This window comes from Streptomyces sp. NPDC043878 (genome assembly GCF_056435735.1).
In genome coordinates this window covers 18,171-33,231 of record NZ_JBWKDW010000002.1, presented here as the reverse complement: position 1 = coordinate 33,231, position 15,061 = coordinate 18,171, and the positions used below count along the sequence as shown (strand labels likewise).

13 protein-coding genes, 2 tRNA genes and 1 riboswitch are annotated in these 15,061 nt (G+C 71.5%); of the genes, 12 read left to right on the top strand and 3 right to left on the bottom strand.

Translation table 11 applies throughout. From position 1 onward, the window contains the following. Window positions 1–179: 179 nt before the first annotated feature. From AC07AZ_RS03770 to AC07AZ_RS03755, 4 genes are all read left to right on the top strand, one after another. Window positions 180–2,393, top strand: coding sequence for a DEAD/DEAH box helicase (locus AC07AZ_RS03770; protein ID WP_478843495.1), 2,214 nt, complete (start codon window positions 180–182; stop codon window positions 2,391–2,393). A gap of 233 nt (window positions 2,394–2,626) precedes the next feature. Beyond that, window positions 2,627–4,744 (top strand): FG-GAP repeat domain-containing protein, encoded by a 2,118-nt coding sequence (locus tag AC07AZ_RS03765; protein ID WP_478843493.1) that lies wholly within the window; start codon window positions 2,627–2,629, stop codon window positions 4,742–4,744. 48 nt (window positions 4,745–4,792) lie between these two features. Further along, the gene (locus tag AC07AZ_RS03760; RefSeq protein ID WP_478843491.1) at window positions 4,793–6,328 is read left to right on the top strand and encodes an amino acid permease; all 1,536 of its coding nucleotides are present in this window, start codon (window positions 4,793–4,795) and stop codon (window positions 6,326–6,328) included. Window positions 6,329–6,436: 108 nt separating this feature from the next. Continuing rightward, window positions 6,437–6,509, top strand: a tRNA-Lys gene (locus tag AC07AZ_RS03755). Between the two features lie 86 nt (window positions 6,510–6,595). On the opposite strand, the gene AC07AZ_RS03750 is transcribed toward AC07AZ_RS03755, so the two are convergent. Then, window positions 6,596–6,865, bottom strand: coding sequence for a GntR family transcriptional regulator (locus tag AC07AZ_RS03750; RefSeq protein ID WP_478843488.1), 270 nt, complete (start codon window positions 6,863–6,865; stop codon window positions 6,596–6,598). Between the two features lie 188 nt (window positions 6,866–7,053). On the opposite strand from AC07AZ_RS03750, the gene AC07AZ_RS03745 reads away from it, so the two are divergent. The 4 genes from AC07AZ_RS03745 to AC07AZ_RS03730 all read left to right on the top strand — a co-directional run bounded on the left by AC07AZ_RS03745 (window position 7,054) and on the right by AC07AZ_RS03730 (window position 9,696). Further along, the gene (locus AC07AZ_RS03745) at window positions 7,054–7,386 is read left to right on the top strand and encodes a hypothetical protein (RefSeq protein ID WP_478843486.1); all 333 of its coding nucleotides are present in this window, start codon (window positions 7,054–7,056) and stop codon (window positions 7,384–7,386) included. Further along, a complete protein-coding gene (locus AC07AZ_RS03740) occupies window positions 7,386–7,763 on the top strand; it encodes a hypothetical protein (protein WP_478843484.1) in 378 nt (125 codons plus the stop codon). The genes AC07AZ_RS03745 and AC07AZ_RS03740 overlap by 1 nt, the downstream gene beginning before the upstream one ends. Before the next feature lie 143 nt (window positions 7,764–7,906). Continuing rightward, entirely contained in the window at window positions 7,907–9,058 is a 1,152-nt protein-coding gene (locus tag AC07AZ_RS03735) for a sensor histidine kinase (RefSeq protein ID WP_478843482.1), read from the top strand. Continuing rightward, window positions 9,046–9,696 carry a response regulator transcription factor gene (locus AC07AZ_RS03730; RefSeq protein WP_478843480.1) on the top strand — a complete coding sequence of 217 codons (651 nt, stop codon included), beginning with the start codon at window positions 9,046–9,048 and terminating at the stop codon, window positions 9,694–9,696. Before AC07AZ_RS03735 ends, AC07AZ_RS03730 begins: the two co-directional genes overlap by 13 nt. A 10-nt stretch (window positions 9,697–9,706) precedes the next feature. Here AC07AZ_RS03730 and AC07AZ_RS03725 read toward each other — a convergent pair whose 3' ends face one another. Next, window positions 9,707–10,342, bottom strand: coding sequence for a GTP cyclohydrolase II (locus tag AC07AZ_RS03725; protein WP_478843478.1), 636 nt, complete (start codon window positions 10,340–10,342; stop codon window positions 9,707–9,709). A gap of 142 nt (window positions 10,343–10,484) precedes the next feature. Then, window positions 10,485–11,000, bottom strand: coding sequence for a MarR family winged helix-turn-helix transcriptional regulator (locus tag AC07AZ_RS03720; RefSeq protein WP_478843476.1), 516 nt, complete (start codon window positions 10,998–11,000; stop codon window positions 10,485–10,487). A gap of 106 nt (window positions 11,001–11,106) precedes the next feature. On the opposite strand from AC07AZ_RS03720, the gene AC07AZ_RS03715 reads away from it, so the two are divergent. The 4 genes from AC07AZ_RS03715 (at window position 11,107) to AC07AZ_RS03700 (ending at window position 15,004) form a co-directional block, all read left to right on the top strand. Beyond that, a complete protein-coding gene (locus AC07AZ_RS03715; RefSeq protein ID WP_478843474.1) occupies window positions 11,107–12,234 on the top strand; it encodes a dihydrofolate reductase family protein in 1,128 nt (375 codons plus the stop codon). Window positions 12,235–12,316: 82 nt separating this feature from the next. Beyond that, window positions 12,317–12,390: transfer RNA gene (locus tag AC07AZ_RS03710), tRNA-Met, on the top strand. 326 nt (window positions 12,391–12,716) lie between these two features. Then, a riboswitch (cyclic di-AMP (ydaO/yuaA leader) is annotated at window positions 12,717–12,872 on the top strand. Window positions 12,873–12,883: 11 nt separating this feature from the next. Beyond that, window positions 12,884–13,927: a M23 family metallopeptidase gene (locus AC07AZ_RS03705; protein WP_478843472.1), complete on the top strand. Its 1,044-nt coding sequence runs from the start codon at window positions 12,884–12,886 to the stop codon at window positions 13,925–13,927. Window positions 13,928–14,059: 132 nt separating this feature from the next. Further along, entirely contained in the window at window positions 14,060–15,004 is a 945-nt protein-coding gene (locus AC07AZ_RS03700; RefSeq protein ID WP_478843470.1) for an aldo/keto reductase, read from the top strand. Window positions 15,005–15,061 lie beyond the last annotated feature (57 nt).

Sequence of the window (15,061 nt, the reverse complement as noted above, 5' to 3'; positions counted from 1 at the left end):
TGGGCAACGGGTGCGTATGGTGGTAGATCGTTTGATCCCATTGCCCGGCGCCGCACAAGAGCGCGCCGCGTGGCGCGTACTCTCCCTTGCCGTGGCTGACCGCATTGAGGCGGTCGAATTGCGAAATCACGGAGTTGACGGGCGCGTGCCGACGAGACTCCGGAAGGTTTCGCATTCGCATGTCCATTTCCAGTACTGATCACGTCGTCGTGCCCGAGAACATCGAGGGCGACGAGACGACCGCGGCCCCCGAGACCACCTTCTCGGACCTCGGCCTCCCCGAGGGCGTGGTGCGCAAGCTCGCCCAGAACGGCGTGACCGCCCCCTTCCCGATCCAGGTCGCGACCATCCCGGACGCCCTGGCCGGCAAGGACATCCTCGGCCGTGGCCGCACCGGCTCCGGCAAGACCCTCTCCTTCGGTCTGCCGCTGCTGACGCAGCTGTCCGGCGGCCACACCGAGAAGAAGAAGCCCCGCGGCATCATCCTCACGCCGACGCGTGAGCTCGCGATGCAGGTCGCGGACGCCCTCCAGCCGTACGGCGACGTCCTCGGCCTCAAGATGAAGGTCGTCTGCGGCGGTACGTCGATGAGCAACCAGATGTACGCCCTGGAGCGCGGCGTCGACGTCCTCGTCGCCACCCCGGGCCGGCTGCGCGACATCATCAACCGCGGCGCCTGCTCCCTGGAGAACGTCCAGGTCGCCGTCCTCGACGAGGCCGACCAGATGTCCGACCTGGGCTTCCTGCCCGAGGTCACCGAGCTGCTCGACCAGATCCCCGGCGGCGGCCAGCGCATGCTGTTCTCGGCCACCATGGAGAACGAGATCTCCACGCTGGTCAAGCGCTACCTGACCGACCCGGTCACGCACGAGGTCGACAGCGCCCAGGGCAACGTCACGACCATGTCGCACCACATCCTCATCGTGAAGCCCAAGGACAAGGCGCCGGTCACCGCCGCGATCGCCTCCCGCAAGGGCCGCACGATCATCTTCGTCCGCACCCAGCTGGGCGCCGACCGCATCGCCGAGCAGCTCTGCGACTCCGGTGTGAAGGCCGACGCGCTGCACGGCGGCATGACGCAGGGCGCCCGCACCCGGGTGCTGGAGGACTTCAAGAAGGGCTACGTCAACGCGCTCGTCGCGACCGACGTCGCCGCCCGCGGCATCCACGTCGACGGCATCGACCTGGTCCTGAACGTGGACCCGGCCGGTGACCACAAGGACTACCTGCACCGCTCCGGCCGTACCGCCCGCGCCGGCCGCTCCGGCACCGTCGTGTCGCTGTCGCTGCCGCACCAGCGTCGCCAGATCTTCCGGCTGATGGAGGACGCGGGCGTCGACGCCGCGCGTCACATCATCAACTCCGGTACGGCGTTCGAGCCGGAGGTCGCCGAGATCACCGGTGCCCGGTCGATGACCGAGGTGCAGGCCGAGTCGGCGGGCAACGCGGCTCAGCAGGCCGAGCGCGAGGTCGCGCAGCTCACCCAGGAGCTCGAGCGGGCGCAGCGGCGCGCGACCGAGCTGCGCGGGGAAGCCGACCGTCTGGTCGCGCGTGCGGCCCGTGAGCGTGGCGAGGACCCGGAGGCGGCTGTCATCGCGGCCGCCGAGACGGTCGTGGAGCAGGACGCCGCGGTGGCGGCGCCGGCCGAGGCCGTGGCCGCCGAGCAGCCGGCCGAGCGTCCGGCGTACGAGCAGCCGCGTCAGCGCCGGGACGAGCGGGGCAACTACGAGCGCCGTGACGATCGTCGCGACGACCGCGGTGGCCGTTCCTTCGACCGTCGTGACGAGCGTCCCTCCGGTGGCGGCTTCAACCGTGACCGTCGTGACGAGCGTCCCTCGGGCGGCTTCCGTCGTGACGACCGTCCCTCCGGTGGCGGCTTCAACCGTGACCGTCGTGACGAGCGTCCCTCCGGTGGCTTCCGCCGTGACGAGCGTCCCTCCGGTGGCGGCTTCAACCGTGACCGTCGTGACGAGCGTCCCTCCGGTGGCTTCCGCCGTGACGACCGTCCCTCCGGTGGCGGTTTCAACCGTGACCGCCGTGACGAGCGTCCCTCCGGTGGCGGTTTCAACCGTGACCGCCGTGACGAGCGTCCCTCCGGTGGCGGTTTCAACCGTGACCGTCGCGACGAGCGTCCCACCGGTGGCGGTTTCCGCCGCGACGACCGTCCCACGGGCGGCTTCAGCCGCGACCGCCGTGACGAGCGTCCGTCGACCCACCGGGGCAGCGACCGCCCCTTCAACCGCGACCGTCAGGGCGACCGTCCCACCGGCGGCGGCTTCCGCGCCGGCGGCCACGACCGTCCGACCGGCCGTCGTGACGACCACCGCGGCAGCAGCACCGGCGGCTCCTTCGGCCGCCGCGACGACAAGCCGCGCTGGAAGCGCAACGGCTGACGCCGACTGAGCTGATCCCGCAAGGGCCCGTACGACTCCGGTCGTACGGGCCCTTCCGGCGTTCCGGGACGAGCTGTCGGGGCGCTGAACTCGCCGTTCCCGGAGGGTAATTGGCTACCCGAACCGGTGAGGCGGTTGTTAACATCGCCAGGCTGCACGGTGGAGCGTGGCCGCGGGGGGAACGCGACGAGGCCTGCCACCGTGCCTTCTCTTACTTCCCTGGGGAGGGACCCTTGACCCGGCGCGCCCGGATCGCTTTCACTCTCATCGGCCTGGCCGCCCTCGGCGCCGGCTCACTGACCACCGCCGGCCCGGCGGCCGCGGACACCACCCCGACGCCGATCACGACGGACGGCGTGTGGGGCATCGACTACGCGGGCGGCTTCCTGACCAGTGTGGAGAACACACCGAGCGGCTACCAGTGGGTGGCCGGCCGGCAGATCTCCGCCGACGGTGCCACCGTGCTGGACAAGACGTACCGCGGCTATGCGGCGGACTACGCGGACGGCAGCCACGTGCACCGGGTGTCCTGCGACGCCGGCACCTGTGTGCCGATGCGCTCCTTCGGTAACACGTACGTCGGCTACTTCATGGACGACCCCGCCGGCAAGCAGGTGGCGCAGGTCCATCTGACCGCGAACTCGCTCAGCGGCACGGACGAGCCGACCGTCACCGGCGGCCGCTTCGTCGACGCCACCGGCCGCTACTACGTCTACCAGGCCTCCTCCACCGGCAAGCAGTACGTCGACGCGGTGAACGCCTACCGCTACGCCGACGTCCGGCTGACCCGCTCCGTCACGGCCGCCTCGGTGTGGGGCTCGGCGCTGTGGACCCCGGGCTCGGGCAACGGGGTCGTCACCGCGTACGACCTGGAGACGAAGAGGACGACCCAGACCGTCTCCACCGGTGCTCCCTGCACGGTCAAGGAGCTTCAGGTCATCGGCCGCTGGATCTACTGGAACTGCGGTCCTGCGGGCGCCGCGGGCGTGTACGACCGTACGGCGAAGAAGAACATCACCGTTCCCTCCGGGCCCGCCCTCGTCGGTGACGGCTACCTCGTCCAGCACGACCGGACGGCCGGGAAGCTGATGCTGACGGACTACCACTCCGGTACGGCCGCCGCCGCGCGCGAGATCGCCGACCTGCCTGCCGGGAACACCGTCGACCAGCGGCGGCTGACCTGGTCGGTGGACAAGTTCGGCGGCGACATCGCCTACGTCGGCCGGGACAAGGCCATCCGGATCGTGCCGAGCGGGGTGCCGACGCAGTCGCTGGCGAAGATCGAGTCCGACGTGGACGGCTCGAACGTGGACGCCAGGGTGGGCGTCTCGGGCAGTCTCACCTGGGACAGCTTCTGGCAGTTGAACAAGCCTGCGGACTGGACCTTCACGGTGAAGGACGTCCAGGGCCACACCGACCGCACCCTCAAGGGCAGCGGTACGGCGATCGACCTGTCCTGGGACGGGAAGACGGACTCGGGCGCGTACGCGTACAACGGACCGAAGACCTGGACCCTGACCGCCACCGCCGCCGAGGGCTCGGGCACGTTCACGACGAGCGGGAAGTTCGGCTTCACCGGCGGCCGCCAGGGCCACCACGACCAGGGCGGCTACGGCTACGGCGAGCTCGTCACGCTCAACTCCGCCGGCGCCCTGACCCTGCACTACACCGACGGCAAGGGCACCTTCGTCTCCGGGCTGTCGGCGTCCGGCTGGCCGGCCGGCACCGTCGCCGTCCCCTTCGGTGACATGGGCAGCGACCGTTGCGCCGAGCTGCTGACGCGCATGCCGAACGGCGAACTGCGCCGCTACGCGGGCAAGTGCGGTGCCTCGTACAAGCCGGCGAGCAGCCACACCTCGCTCGGCACCGGCTGGAACGCGTACGACGTCCTCACCGCGCCCGGCGACCTGACCGGCGACGGCCGTACCGATCTGCTGGCGCGCAAGGCGTCGACCGGTGACGTCTACCTGTTCGCCAACGACGGGGCGGGGAAGCTGAAGGCGGGCGTCAGGATCCGCTCGTGGTCGACGTACAAGAAGATCGTCGGCGCGGGTGACCTGAATGGTGACGGTTTCGGGGACGTCCTGGCGCTGGACGGGGCCGGGACGCTGTGGCGCTACGACGGCACCGGCACCGGCCAGCTAAAAGAGCGGGTGAAGGTCTTCTCCGGCTGGGGCGCCGGCTACAACGCGGTCGTCGGCGTCGGTGACATCACCGGGGACGGCAGGAACGACCTGGTCGTCCGGGACACGGCCGGCAACCTCTACCGCCAGACCGGCACCGGCAGGGGGTCGTTCGCCGGCCGGCAGAAGATCGGCACGGGCTGGAGCGGCTACAAGGGCCTTTTCTAGCCAAGTTGTGACGTGTGTCACGCCCCCGGGATGGGAATCGCTGGGGGCATGACAGATGACGCCATAGCGAGTGGGCTCACGGACGAAGAACGGCTCGCCCAACTCGGCTATACGCAGGTTCTCGCCCGCCGCATGTCGGCGTTCTCCAACTACGCGGTGTCGTTCACGATCATCTCGGTCCTGTCGGGCTGTCTGACGCTCTACCTGTTCGGCATGAACACCGGCGGCCCGGCCGTGATCACCTGGGGCTGGGTCGGGGTCGGCCTGATGACCCTGTTCGTCGGCCTGTCGATGGCCGAGATCTGTTCCGCCTACCCGACCTCGGCGGGCCTCTACTTCTGGGCGCACCGGCTGGCCCCGCCCCGCTCGGCGGCCGCCTGGGCCTGGTTCACGGGCTGGTTCAACGTCCTGGGCCAGGTGGCGGTGACGGCCGGCATCGACTTCGGGGCGGCGACCTTCCTCGGCGCCTACCTGAACCTCCAGTTCGACTTCGAGGTGACCCCGGGCCGCACCGTGCTGCTGTTCGCGGCGATCCTGCTCCTGCACGGCGCGCTGAACACCTTCGGGGTGCGGATCGTCGCCCTCCTCAACAGCGTGAGCGTGTGGTGGCACGTGCTGGGCGTCGCGGTGATCGTCGGCGCGCTGACCCTCGTCCCCGACGAGCACCGGTCGGCGTCCTTCGTGTTCGGCGAGTTCGTCAACAACACCGGCTGGGGGAGCGGCTTCTACGTGGTGCTCCTCGGCCTGCTGATGGCCCAGTACACCTTCACCGGGTACGACGCCTCGGCCCACATGACGGAGGAGACCCACGACGCCTCCACCGCGGGACCCAAGGGCATCGTGAGATCCATCTGGACCTCGTGGATCGCCGGCTTCGTCCTCCTGCTTGGCTTCACCTTCGCCATCCGGTCCTACGACGACCAGCTCGCCTCCCCGACCGGCGCGCCGCCCGCCCAGATCCTGCTCGACGCGCTCGGCGCGACCTCCGGCAAGCTGCTCCTGCTGGTGGTGATCGGCGCGCAGCTGTTCTGCGGGATGGCCTCGGTCACCGCCAACAGCCGCATGATCTACGCCTTCTCGCGCGACGGCGCCCTGCCCTTCTCGCACGTCTGGCACTCCGTCAGCCCGCGCACCCGCACGCCGGTCGCCGCGGTGTGGCTCGCCGTGGTGGGTGCGCTGCTCCTCGGCCTGCCCTACCTCATCAACGCGACGGCCTACGCGGCGGTGACCTCCATCGCGGTCATCGGCCTCTACATCGCGTACGTCGTCCCGACCCTCCTGCGGCTGCGCAGGGGCGACGCCTTCGTCCCCGGCCCCTGGCACCTGGGCCGCTGGTCCAGGGCGATCGGCGTGGTCTCGGTGGTGTGGGTCGGCGTCATCACCGTTCTGTTCATGCTGCCGCAGGTCTCCCCGGTCACCTGGGAGACCTTCAACTACGCGCCGGTCGCGGTGCTGGTCGTCCTCGGCTTCGCCGCGGCGTGGTGGTTCGCCTCGGCCCGGCACTGGTTCCTCAACCCCGAACACGCCCGGACGATCGCCCGCGGGGAGCGTCGCAAGGGCGCCCCCGAACCGGTCGATCCGTAACACTCCGGGCGGCACCGCCCCGCCCGGACCGACTCGCGAGGCCGGGTCCCCGATACCCGATCGGAGACCCGGCCCGCTCCGGCTATGCTCGGGGAGGCAACATCGCCTGGGCCCTTAGCTCAATTGGCAGAGCAGTGGACTTTTAATCCATTGGTTGTGGGTTCGAGTCCCACAGGGCCTACCGAACCACCCCCGGCTCAGAGCGGATTCGAGCTGGGGGTGTGTCCGTTTCCACCGACGCTGAAGGGGCTGCGGGACGCGGCCACTTCAGGTGTTCGGTTCGCTTTCTTCGGGCGCGTCGCCCGAGGGCTCCGGCATCCCGATGACGTACGTCCCCTTCGCGGGCAGGGTGGCGACGAGCCCCCGCTTCCGGAGTTCCACGACGGCGCGACGGACCGTCCCGATGCTCACGCTGTAGAGATCCGTCATGGCGCGCTCACCTGGTAGCGCGGCACCCTGTGGCAGCTTGCCGGAGGCGATGTCCGCGGCGATGGCGTCGGCGAGTTTCACGTACTCGTAGCGCGGAAGCTCACTCATTCCTCCACCGTGCCGCACCCCTACGCACACTGCAGTATCCGAACGCGTCCCACCGCGTCGGGACGCAGTGGGACGGAGAGGGGTGCAGGGGGACGCAGTTCGCGGTATGGTCAAAAAACGAGCAGACCCCGGCGAGGTGGACAAGACCTCCCGGGGCGCGGCCAACGCTTACTCCAAGGAGCGTCGACATGCACGACCTTATCCGCCGCGCCCTCCACCGGGTGCGCCTTCCCTTCGCCCCCGGGAGCGGAAGGCGGCGCCGTCCCCAACGGAACCCCTTCCCCCGCGTCCACCTCACCCCCGTACGCCCTCCCGCACCCCCGCTCCCGCGCCACCGCTCCCCGTACGGCCTCCTCACCCCCCTCGACGGCGCCGCCTCCAGCCTCGTACGCCCCTACCTCGCCGCCCACGAACACGAGGCCGCCCTCCAGCGGCACCGCCGCCTCGCCCTCGTGCTCGCGGCCGATTTCGGCATCGACCTCGACCGGCACCTGATCGGCGCGTGGGAGGTGGCCGTCTGATGGAACACGTACCCGGCACCTCCCCGCCCCGGCTGCTGCCCTGGCCGTCCCCCGACGGCAAACCCTCCTACCTGGTGAGCGACGACGACGGCAGCTACCTCTCGCGTCTCGCCGACGACCTGGAGGCCACGCAGCTCGCCACCGGCAGCGACGTGCTCGGCCTCGCCCGCACGGTGCTGGACGACCCCACGTCGCCGTACACCGAGGTCCGTTACGCCGGCCTCCGGCTCGCCGAGTGCCTCACCGACGTCCTGCGCGTCGCCGAGTCCCGGGGGATGCGCCTGCCCGCGCCGGACGCGAGGGACGACGCAGCGGGAGAGCCTGAACCCGGTCAAGGACAGTCCAGCCGCGAGACGGGGAGCGGACTGCGGTCGTGACGGCGACACGCCGAAGGAGGCGCCCCGCGCGGTGCAGCCCGCTACACCCCCGTACGGGTGCCGCCTCTCCCACGCCCCGCCGTCCCGGCGCCTGGGGCCTGTCCGGCGACTTGATCCGCCGGACAGGCCCTAGCGTTGGCCCCATGCGGAAGACGGTGCGGCAGGCCGCGTGGGCCACGGTCCACCTCGTCGTGGCCGCGGCGATGGCGTTCGGGATGTACCTCTTCATCACCGTGCTGCTGATCACCGCCGTGGCCACGCTCGCGGTCGTCGGCGCCTGGATGCTGCCGGAGACGGTGCTGTTGATCCGGCGGATCACCGGCGCCAAGCGCGGCCTGACGGCGGCCTGGACCGGGCGCGCGGTGCCCGAGGCGTACCAGCGGATCACCGGCACGCTGCGGGAGCGGCTGCGCACGGCGGTACGCGACCCCGGCACGCACACCGACCTGCGCTGGATGCTCGCCTACTACGTGTACGGCGCGCTGGTGTTCCTCGCGCTGCCGCTGTGGCCGGTCGGGCTGCTGGCCGACGGTGTGTGGTGTGGGCTGCTGCGCCGCCCCGCCGTCGTACTGCCGCTGATCGTCCGGCTCGCGGACCTGGAGGCCCGCTGGTCGACCGTCCTGCTCGCACCCTCGCCGAAGGCGCGGCTCGCCGCGCGGGTGGAGGAGCTGACCGAGACGCGGGCCGACGCGATCGCCGCGCACGGGGCCGAACTGCGCCGCATCGAACGCGATCTGCACGACGGCGCGCAGGCGCGGCTGGTCGCCCTGTCGATGCGGATCGGGCTCGCCAAACGGGCCTACGACCGTGACCCCGAGGGCGCGCGCAGGCTCCTGGACGAGGCCCAGGACCAGGCCGAGGAGGCACTGACCGAACTGCGGCACGTCGTCCGGGGCATCCACCCGCCGATCCTCACCGACCGCGGCCTCGCCGGAGCCGTACGGGCACTGGCCGCGAGCAGTGGTCTCGCGGTGACCGTGACGGACGGCGGTCTGGACGACGGGGTGCGGGCGCCCGCCGCGGTGGAGGCGGCCGCCTACTTCGTGGTGGCCGAATCGCTGACGAACGCCGCCAAGTACAGTGGGGCGCCCCGGGCCGAGGTCCAACTCGCCCGGTTCCGGAGTGGTTTGCGGGTGCGGGTGAGCGACGAGGGCCGCGGCGGCGCCGACGAGGGCCGGGGCTCCGGGCTGCTCGGCATGCGCCGCCGCGTCGCCGCGCTCGACGGGACCTTCGACGTGTCCAGTCCGGCCGGAGGTCCGACCGTGATCGAAGTGGAGCTGCCGTGCGTGTGGTGATCGCCGAGGACAACGCCCTGCTGCGCGAGGGCCTCGTGATGCTGCTGCGATCCTCCGGGCACGAGGTCGTGGGCGTCGTGGGCACCGGCCCCGAGATCCTGCCCGCGCTCCTCGAACACCGCCCGGACGTGGCGGTGCTCGACGTGCGGATGCCGCCGGGCTTCCGCGACGAGGGGCTGCGGGCGGCACTCGCCGCCCGCGAACAGCTCCCCGGGCTGCCGGTGCTGGTGCTCTCGCAGTACGTCGAGGAGTCGTACGCCGCCGAGCTGCTGGGCGGTGGCAGCGGCGGGGTCGGCTATCTGCTCAAGGACCGGATCGGCCGGGTCGACGAGTTCCTCGACGCGCTGGAGCGGGTCGCCGCCGGCGGTACCGCCCTGGACCCCGAGGTCGTCACCGAGCTCCTCACCCGGCGCAGGGACACCCCGCTGGACTCGCTCACCCCGCGCGAGCGTGAGGTGCTGACGCTGATGGCCGAGGGGCACGACAACGCGACGATCGCCAGGACCCTGGTGGTGACCGAGCGCGCGGTCAGCAAGCACATCGGCAACGTCTTCCTGAAGCTGGGCCTGCCGCCGAGCGACAGCGGCCACCGCAGGGTCCTGGCCGTGCTGGCCCATCTGGCGCACACGCCCCACTAGTGCCGGGCGCTCAGCCCACGCCCAGTTCCGTCAGTTCCGCGAGCGGCAGCGTGTGCTGGGTCTGGAGCACCTTGGCGCGCAGGTAGCGGACGTTGTGGGCGGTGGTGAAGACGCCGGTGGGGACGCGGTCGCGGACCTCGACGCCCAGGTCACGCAACTGGCCCGCCTTGTCGGGGTTGTTGGACAGCAGGTCGAGCGTCTCCACGCCCAGCGCCTGGAGCATCTGCGCGGCGGCGGTGTAGTCGCGGGCGTCCTCGGGCAGGCCGAGCGCGGTGTTGGCGGCGTAGGTGTCGAGGCCCTGGTCCTGGAGGGCGTACGCGTCGAGCTTGTTGTAGAGGCCGATGCCCCGGCCCTCCTGGCGCAGGTAGAGCAGGATCCCGCCGCGGTCGGCGATGCGCTCCACCGCCTCGCGCAGCTGGGGTCCGCAGTCGCAGCGGGCCGAGCCGAGGACGTCGCCGGTCAGGCACTCGGAGTGCAGCCGGACCAGGGGCACGGGGCCGGGATCGCCGAGGACCACCGCGAGGTGTTCCCGGCCGTCGGTCAGGCCGTGGAAGGTGACGAGGTCGGCGTCGACGGCGTAGCCGTCGTGGAAGCGCAGCGGCACCCGGACGCGGGAGCGCGGCGTCGCGGCGGGGAAGTCGGGCATGGGGGTCTCCCGGGTCCGGAGGTCCAGATCTGCTTCAGATTTGAAGCAGATCCATGGTCTGGGACCCTACCCCATGCTTTAAATTTGAAGCAACAGGTCTCCGGGTGAGGACGGGAACCGACCGGCCGGTGCGCGGCGGCGGTCAGGAACAGGGCGGCGAGGACCGCCGCCGCCACGGCACCTCGTCGGCGGCCGGGTGCTCCCCGTCCCCCTCCAGGGCCCGCGCGACACCGGTGCAGATCTCCTCCAGCTGGGCCACCTGCTCCCCGGTGAGCCGGTCGAACAGCAGCGTCCGTACGGTTTCGACGTGCCCCGGCGCCGTGCGCTCCAGGACGGCCATCCCCTCGTCGGTCAGCGCGGCGACACTGCCCCGCTTGTCCCACCGGCAGTTCTCCCGCCGGACCAGACCGTCCTTCTCCAGACGCGTCACCGCGTACGTCAGCCGGCTGCGCGTGATCTTCGACCGCTCGGCGAGGTCGGTCATGCGCAGCCTGTGCTCCGGCGCCTCGGAAAGATTGGCGAGGATGGAGTAGTACAGGTGGGGCATGCCGGCGTCCTGCTGGAGCTGCCGGTCGATCGCGTCCTCCAGGAGGTGCGTCGCGGCGATGTACGCGCGCCAGGCGCGCTGCTCCTCCGGGGTGAGCCAGCGAGTCGTCATGGAGCCAGTGTAGTTTTGTTTCAAACTTGAACCAAGCCCGGCCGTCACCACGGACCGGGCCCCGCCCACCACCGTCCCGTCCCACCCAGCCGGGGGAGCACACCCGATGGCCCACCCGTACGTCCTGCTGTCCGCCGCCGTCTCCCTCGACGGCTACCTGGACGACACCGGCCCCGAGCGCCTCCTGCTCTCCGGCCCGGCCGACTTCGACCGGGTCGACGAGGTGCGCGCCTCCGTCGACGCCATCCTGGTCGGCGCCGGCACGATCCGCGCCGACAACCCCCGGCTCCTGGTCAACTCGCCCGCACGCCGGGCCGCCCGGGTCGCCGCCGGCCGGCCCGAGTACCCGCTCAAGGTCACGGTCAGCGGCTCCGGCGACCTCGACCCGGCCGCCCACTTCTGGCACACGGGCGGCGAGAAACTCGTCTGTACGACCGACAAGGGCGCCGAACACCTGCGCCGCTCGCCCGTCGCCGCCGACGTCGTGGCCCTGGGCCCCGAGCTCGACTGGCGCCGCCTCCTGGAACACCTGCACGACGTACGCGGGGTCCGGCGCCTCATGGTCGAGGGCGGCGGCCGCGTCCACACCCAGCTCCTCCAGCAGGACCTCGCCGACGAACTCCAGCTGGTCCTGGCCCCCCGGTTCGTCGGCGACCCGGACGCGCCCCGGCTGTTCGGTCCCGGCTCCTACCAGGGCGGACGGCTGCGTCTGGTGGAGACCCGGCGGATCGAGGACGTCGTCCTCACCCGGTACGAGCCCACCGCCCCCGGCACCGGCGACGTACCCGCCCCGGCCGACCGGCACTGGCTCGCCCTGGCCTGCGAGCTCGCGGCGCTGTGCCCGCCGTCGGACACGGCGTTCAGCGTGGGCGCCGTGGTCGTGGCCGCCGACGGCACGGAACTCGCGCGCGGCCACTCCCGGGAGGGCGGCGACCCGGTGGTCCACGCCGAGGAGGCGGCCCTCGCCAAGCTCGGAGCCGACCCGAGGCTGGCCGGCGCCACGGTCTACAGCAGCCTGGAGCCCTGTGCCCGCCGCGCCTCCCGCCCCGCGCCCTGCGCCCGGCTGATCCTCGACGCCGGGGTACGGCGGGTGGTCACGGCCTGGCGGGAGCCGGACACCTTCGTCGCGGCGGCCGACGGGAACGGGCTGCTCGCGACGGCGGGCGCCACCGTGGTCGTCCTGCCGGAGTACGCGCGGCGGGCCCAGGCACCCAACCGCCATCTGCTCGGCTGAGACGCCTTCGGCCGTGGTCCGCGGGGCCCGGAACAACGCGTGTGCTTCGGGCCCCGCGGATGACGTACACTGGTTTCAACGACGCGGGGTGGAGCAGCTCGGTAGCTCGCTGGGCTCATAACCCAGAGGTCGCAGGTTCAAATCCTGTCCCCGCTACTGAAGGCCGAGGGCCGGAATCCGAAAGGGTTCCGGCCCTCGGTGCGTTCGCCCCCGCGCGAGGGTGCGGTGCGCCACGACGCCCGATGTCACCCCGGGTGAGCGGTCGGAAGCCCTGGGGTGAGCGGCCGTGGAGCCGTCCCTGCCGGTGAGTACCCGTCGGTTCCCTGATCCGCGGTCAACTCGCCCGTTTTCCGCCGCTCATGACCAGAAAGTCCTGCGCGGAAAGTTTAATGATCAAGACGAACATCTTGGAAACGGGTACCCGGGTCTATTAACGTTCGATAACGCAGCGCGGTCGTCCCAGCCGTCACAAGAGTCGGCTCCGTGCGCACACGTCGAATCCCGCAAGGGAACCGGGGAACCACACCTTGGGGTGAATCGCATGTGAACCGCCGTTCGGCACGGTGGGTTTACGCGCGTAGGAGACCTTCCTGCTCCGAACCCGTCAGCTAACCCGGTAGGCGAGAAGGAAGGAAAGGAGCACGCCCACGTGGCGTCCAACCCGCCTGCCCCGCATGCCCCGTTCGTGCCCAGCCCGCGCAGCACCGAGCCCTTCGGCTCCGGCGGCCTCCGCACCGACGAGGGTCCGTGGGAGGAGTGGAATCCCACCGAGGAGTCCCTTCGTCCCGTACGTGGCCGGCACCGCGTCTCCAAGCAGCGCGGCGGGGGACTCGCCCGCAGCTCCACCGTCCTCGGCGTCGGCGTCATAGCCGCCGTCGGCGCGGGCGGCATGGCCAGCGCCAACACCGGCAAGCCGCCCGTGTCCATCTCCATCCCCGACCTGCCCTCCGTGGGTTCCCTGCTGTCGGACGACAACTCCTCCCCGGTTGCCGATCAGGGCGCCGCGACCGCCCTGAGCAGCGTCGGAGTGACCTCCGCCGACACGGCACGGGGCACCAGCGACGCCGGCGAGGCACTGCGCAGCCGGATCATGGCCCAGGCCGAGCAGCAGCAGGACCAGGTCGACACCAAGGCCGCCGCCGTCGCCGCGGCCGCCGCCGAGAAGCAGGCCACCGCCGCCGTCGCCAAGGCGGAGAAGGCGGCCGAGGCCAAGGCCGCCGCCGCGAAGGAGAAGGCGGAGAAGGCCGCCGCGCAGAAGGCCGAGGCCGCGCGCCTGGCGGAGCTGGCCAAGCAGTACACGCTGCCGACCTCCTCGTACACCATCACCTCGACCTTCGGTCAGGCCGGCTCGATGTGGTCCTCCGGCTACCACACCGGCCTCGACTTCGCCGCGCCCACCGGCACCCTGATCAAGGCGATCCACGGCGGCACCATCACCGAGGCGGGCTGGGCCGGCTCCTACGGCTACCGCACGATCCTCACCCTGGACGACGGTACGGAGCTGTGGTTCTGCCACCAGTCGTCCATCAGCGTCACCGTGGGCCAGAAGGTCGGCACCGGTGACGTGATCGGGCGCGTGGGCGCCACCGGCAACGTGACCGGACCGCACCTGCACCTGGAGGTCCACCCCGGCGGCAGCGCCGACGGCATCGACCCGATGGCCTGGCTGCACGGCAAGGGCCTCACCCCCTGACACCCCGCCCTCCTGGACCCCGGTGGTCCTGACGCCAACCCCCCGGCCTCAGGACCACCGGTTTCCCGTGTTTACGGGGTCTTTGCGGCCGGCACGGAATGGGGCACTCCGGACCGCGTGTTGACTTGAGGCATGACTGTTCTCCGCAAGCTCGGCTCATCCGACCTAGAGGTCTTCCCGCTCGCCCTCGGTGGCAACGTCTTCGGCTGGACCGCCGACGAGGCGACCTCCTTCGCGGTGCTCGACGCCTACACGGCCGCCGGCGGCAACTTCGTCGACACCGCCGACTCCTACTCCGCCTGGATCGACGGCAACCAGGGCGGGGAGTCCGAGACCGTCATCGGCAACTGGATCAAGGCGCGCGGCAACCGCTCCGACGTCGTGATCGCCACCAAGGTCAGCCAGCACCCGCAGTTCCAGGGCCTGTCCGCGGCCAACATCAAGGCGGCCGCCGACGCGTCGCTCCGCCGGCTGGGCACCGACCACATCGACCTGTACTACACCCACTTCGACAAGCCGGAGACCCCGGTCGAGGAGATCGTCGGCGCGCTCGACGAGTTGGTGAAGGCGGGCAAGGTGCGGCACATCGCCGCCTCCAACATCTCCCCCGAACGCCTGAGCGCGTCCCTGGAGTTCTCCGACCGTGAGGGCCTCGCCCGGTACGTGGCGATCCAGCCCCACTACAACCTGGTCTCGCGCGACACCTACGAGGGCGGACTGCGCGACCTCGCCGAACGGTCCGGCCTCGCCGCCGTCCCGTACTTCGCGCTGGCCTCCGGCTTCCTCACCGGCAAGTACCGCCCCGGTACGACGGTCGACAGCGCCCGGGCCGGAGCGGCCGGCAAGCACCTGGAGACCGAGCGCGGCCGCCGGGTCCTCACCGCGCTGGACGAGATCGCCCAGTCCCACGACGTCCCCGTGGCCACCGTCGCCCTGGCCTGGCTGGCCGCCCAGCCGACCGTGGCGGCGCCCATCGCCTCCGCACGGACGGTGGAGCAACTGCCCGCCCTGCTCGGCGTTGCGGACCTGCGCCTCGCCGCGCCCGAGATCGACCGCCTCACCGAGGCGTCCGCCTGACGCCGGGGACGGTCGGCGGCGCGTGACCACCGGCAGAGGGCGGCCGGGACCGGCGCT

Bases quoted from the DNA above. Each gene is read 5' to 3' on its own strand.
- AC07AZ_RS03770 (WP_478843495.1), top strand. From the start codon at position 180: ATGTCCATTTCCAGTACTGATCACGTCGTCGTGCCCGAGAACATCGAG.
- AC07AZ_RS03760 (WP_478843491.1), top strand. From the start codon at position 4,793: ATGACAGATGACGCCATAGCGAGTGGGCTCACGGACGAAGAACGGCTC.
- AC07AZ_RS03750 (WP_478843488.1), bottom strand. From the start codon at position 6,865: ATGAGTGAGCTTCCGCGCTACGAGTACGTGAAACTCGCCGACGCCATC.
- AC07AZ_RS03745 (WP_478843486.1), top strand. From the start codon at position 7,054: ATGCACGACCTTATCCGCCGCGCCCTCCACCGGGTGCGCCTTCCCTTC.
- AC07AZ_RS03740 (WP_478843484.1), top strand. From the start codon at position 7,386: ATGGAACACGTACCCGGCACCTCCCCGCCCCGGCTGCTGCCCTGGCCG.
- AC07AZ_RS03735 (WP_478843482.1), top strand. From the start codon at position 7,907: ATGCGGAAGACGGTGCGGCAGGCCGCGTGGGCCACGGTCCACCTCGTC.
- AC07AZ_RS03725 (WP_478843478.1), bottom strand. From the start codon at position 10,342: ATGCCCGACTTCCCCGCCGCGACGCCGCGCTCCCGCGTCCGGGTGCCG.
- AC07AZ_RS03720 (WP_478843476.1), bottom strand. From the start codon at position 11,000: ATGACGACTCGCTGGCTCACCCCGGAGGAGCAGCGCGCCTGGCGCGCG.
- AC07AZ_RS03715 (WP_478843474.1), top strand. From the start codon at position 11,107: ATGGCCCACCCGTACGTCCTGCTGTCCGCCGCCGTCTCCCTCGACGGC.
- AC07AZ_RS03700 (WP_478843470.1), top strand. From the start codon at position 14,060: ATGACTGTTCTCCGCAAGCTCGGCTCATCCGACCTAGAGGTCTTCCCG.